1 protein-coding gene is annotated in these 889 nt (G+C 65.4%); it reads left to right on the top strand.

Going from position 1 to position 889, the window contains the following annotated elements; all coding sequences use genetic code 11:
- Positions 1-15: 15 nt before the first annotated feature.
- The coding region (locus tag AD72_RS31285; RefSeq protein ID WP_197285129.1) for an AMP-binding protein at positions 16-889 on the top strand (874 nt) is incomplete at its 3' end.

The following is an 889-nucleotide window of genomic DNA, read 5'->3' on the forward strand; positions in this document are numbered from 1 at the left end:
CCCCTCTTCCAAGTCATGCTCGCGTTGAACAACATCGATCCGGGTTTCGCGGGCGAGTCCATACCGGTTCCCGGCCTCACGGTGACTCCGCAGAGCGTGGGTTCCGAGGTCAGCAAATTCGATCTGCTGCTGGGCCTGAGCAACGCCACCGGTCCGAACGGTTCCCCGATGTTGCGGGGTGTTCTGGAGTTCAGTGTGGATTTGTTCGATCGGGTGACGGCTGAGGAGTTGGTGGCCCGGTTCTTGCGGGTGCTGGAGACGGTGGTCGCGGATCCGGAGATACGGGTGGACCGGGTACCGGTGCTGGACCCGGCGGAAACGCGGGATCTGGTGCAGGGGCGTGGTGTGGGCCGGACGGTTCCGGAGAGCTCGTGGCCGGAGTTGTTCCAGGCGCAGGTGGATCGCTCGCCGGATGCGGTGGCGGTCGAATGCGAGGGGACGGTGTGGACGTATGCGGAGCTGAATGCGCGGGCGAATCAGGTCGCGCGGTATGTGCTGGGGCTGGGTGTGTGTCCTGGTGAGGTGGTGGGGGTGATGTTGCCGCGGTCTCCGGTGTGGGTGGCCGCGGTCCTGGGCGTGGTCAAGGCTGGCGCTGCGTATTGCCCGATCGATGCCGGGCTGCCGGTCGGGCGGATCGAGTTCATGATGGCGGATGCCGGGGTTTCGGTGGTGCTGGATGACCCGGATCTGTTCGATGTGGTGGCGGGATTGCCGGACGAGAACCTGGACGTGTCCGTGCCGTTGCCGGCGTTGGCCTATGTGATTTACACATCCGGTTCGACGGGTGTGCCGAAAGGGGTCGGGGTGACCCATGCCGGTCTGGCCGGGGTGTTCGCCGAGCATATCGAGCGTTTTGGGGCGGGTCCCGCTGATCGATTGTTGCAGGTGG

It is taken from the genome of Sciscionella sediminilitoris, from assembly GCF_000737195.2.
Classification (GTDB): domain Bacteria; phylum Actinomycetota; class Actinomycetes; order Mycobacteriales; family Pseudonocardiaceae; genus Sciscionella; species Sciscionella sediminilitoris.